Annotated in this window: 4 protein-coding genes; 3 read left to right on the top strand and 1 reads right to left on the bottom strand. The window is 53.6% G+C overall.

Translation table 11 applies throughout. From position 1 onward, the window contains the following. The first annotated feature begins 185 nt into the window (after nt 1-185). A complete protein-coding gene (mobV, locus tag GHN86_RS22900; protein WP_153387381.1) occupies nt 186-1,145 on the top strand; it encodes a MobV family relaxase in 960 nt (319 codons plus the stop codon). Here the strand turns inward: mobV and GHN86_RS22895 are convergent. Beyond that, entirely contained in the window at nt 1,137-1,370 is a 234-nt protein-coding gene (locus GHN86_RS22895) for an antitoxin VbhA family protein (protein WP_153387380.1), read from the bottom strand. The two genes, mobV and GHN86_RS22895, sit on opposite strands and share 9 nt — an antisense overlap. A gap of 232 nt (nt 1,371-1,602) precedes the next feature. On the opposite strand from GHN86_RS22895, the gene GHN86_RS22890 reads away from it, so the two are divergent. Both GHN86_RS22890 and GHN86_RS22885 read left to right on the top strand, forming a co-directional pair. Further along, nucleotides 1,603-1,893 (top strand): type II toxin-antitoxin system Phd/YefM family antitoxin, encoded by a 291-nt coding sequence (locus GHN86_RS22890; RefSeq protein ID WP_153387379.1) that lies wholly within the window; start codon nt 1,603-1,605, stop codon nt 1,891-1,893. A 2-nt stretch (nt 1,894-1,895) separates the two neighbouring features. After that, nucleotides 1,896-2,183 carry a type II toxin-antitoxin system RelE family toxin gene (locus tag GHN86_RS22885; RefSeq protein ID WP_153337019.1) on the top strand — a complete coding sequence of 96 codons (288 nt, stop codon included), beginning with the start codon at nt 1,896-1,898 and terminating at the stop codon, nt 2,181-2,183. Nucleotides 2,184-2,349: the final 166 nt, after the last annotated feature.

Below are 2,349 nucleotides of genomic sequence, written 5' to 3'. Positions count from 1 at the left end.
TTGGGGGGGCGCGTCAGTAGGGGGAGCAAGGCGAAGCCGCGCAGGGCCTTTTGTACTTTTGGCCCTTAGGCCCGAACGATCTTTGCGAAGCAAAGTCTAGTGAGTACACTTGTTATCAAGTGGCCCAGCGGAGCTAGGCGGCATTTCAGTGATACATACAGTGATGTATGTAAACGAGGGGCGGTATGGCATACGCAATCATGCGAGCAAAGAAGCTCGCCAACATGGGCTCAGTCGCCGCCTCGATGCAGCATTGTTACCGTGAACGGAATACACACAATGCTGACCAGGAGCGCACACCTGACAATCAACACCTGGTCGCGAAAAGCACGGACGAGGCCATGGGCAAACTGCGGGATTTGCTGCCGGAGAAACGGCGCAAAGACGCGGTGCTGGCCGTCGAATACGTGATGACTGCGAGTCCCGAATGGTTCGCTCAAGCGACACCAGAACAGGAAAAGGCGTTTTTCCAGCGCTCTTTGCAGTGGTTGGCAGACAAGTACGGCGTGGATCGAATCGTTACAGCCAGCATTCACCGGGATGAAGCCACGCCGCACCTGTCCGCCTTCGTGGTGCCGCTGACCCAGGACAAACGCCTGAGCGCCAAGGAATTCATCGGTAGCCGGGACAAGATGCGTGCAGACCAAACCAGTTACGCCGGCTGTGTCGCTGATTTGGGGCTAGAGCGCGGGATCGAGGGCAGCAAGGCCACCCATCAGACGATCCAGCAGCACTACGCCGCTGTAGGACGTGGAGTGAAGCCCCTAGTGGCCATCACTCCGAAAGCCGTGGAACCGCAGGTACTACGTAAAGGGCTGTTTTCCAGCGACGTTGAGACGCCAGAGGCGGTCGCTGAACGGTTGACCAAAGTCATCAATGAACGCTATGCCGGGACCATCGCCACGGCCGCTACAGCGCTTCAGGAGCGCCGTAGAGCAAAGGAAATGCAGGACACGGCCAATGATCTAAGGAAGCGCTTGGAGACGCTTCAGGGTGCTTTTAAGGGGCTTACCAAAGATCAGGTGAAGGAGGTACTCAAGGTGGCTATGACATTTCAGTTGGAAAACAAGAAAGCCAAGGAGCAGACCCAAGCTATTCGCCGTGAACAGGGCAAAAAATCGCCTGATCGTGGGATTTCACGTTGAGGGAAGGGATCGTGTAAGGAACTCGTTAAGGGTGATCTCACCCTCAACGTAGGCTCTTGCGTTCTCTTCCTCAAACGCTGAGAGCTTGAACCCCTCCAGCCCAACCGATGCCCGCGCATAGTTCACGGCACGCAGGCGTTCTGTCCTGTCGCTACGCTGTTTGGTAACGAAAATAGGGAATGGCTCAGCGTCACCAGATTCAACGAAGGTTGGCAGATCGCTCATACCTGCTCCTCAATTTTTTGCGACGAACGGTAGGGTGGTTTAGGCCAGGAAAAACGGCCTCTGAGGGTCAGTACATAGCCAGTGTTATTAGCATCCGCACATCCGTGCGGATGCTAATAACACTGGCTATGTACTGGATTTACCTTAAACTACACATCATCGTATGTAAAGTAATACGTACTAAAAAACACAGATTTAGCGTACTGATGTACCATAGACGGGAGATTCAATCATGGCAGCGTTACTAGATCGGGCCGATCAGGCCGTATCAGTTACCGCGATGGTGAGAGGTTTCAGCGCACGACTGAAAGAAGTTTCCAGCCGTGCCACGGACAGATTGGTAATTTTTAAAGACAACGAGCCAGCTGCAGTAATCGTAAATGTTGACGCGTACAAGGAGCTGCTTGATGAGCTCGATGATCTTCGTATCGACGCGATTGCCCGCGACCGAATGAATAATTTTGATAAGAGCAAGGCTATCTCCCTTAGCGCCATGATGGAGAGGTACGCCGCTAAGGAGTGAGCATGGCGTGGAAGGTTGAGTTTCACCCCGAGGTCGCAGATGACCTTGATGATTTAGGCTATTCAGCGGCCTCAAAAATACTGAAAGCCATCAAAGACAAAATCGAGAATGGCGAACCTGACAAGCTAGGTATCCCTTTGCGGGGAGCGCTAGCGGGCTACAGGCGGATAAGGGTAGGAGATACCCGAATCGTCTATAGAGTCGATCAGGGGGCAGTGGAGGTTCTCATTGTCGCTGTGGGTGCTAGGCGCGATAAAGAGGTCTACCACGCCGCTGAGAATCGAGTTTAGGCGATCTACCGGTGTGTAAAAGACACCGGTTCACTTGCCCTCTAGTCCAAATCCAAGTCCGTTTGATCGGGTGGCGAAAGCTCGTCGTCCCCTACCAAAACCCGATCGCTGCTTGAAATCACAGGCACATGAGTGAGTTTTGTCCGGGCTTCTTCGTGGTAGTCGC

The organism is Pseudomonas helleri, from assembly GCF_009600315.1.
Lineage (GTDB): Bacteria > Pseudomonadota > Gammaproteobacteria > Pseudomonadales > Pseudomonadaceae > Aquipseudomonas > Aquipseudomonas helleri_A.
This window is presented reverse-complemented; position numbering and strand designations above follow the sequence as displayed.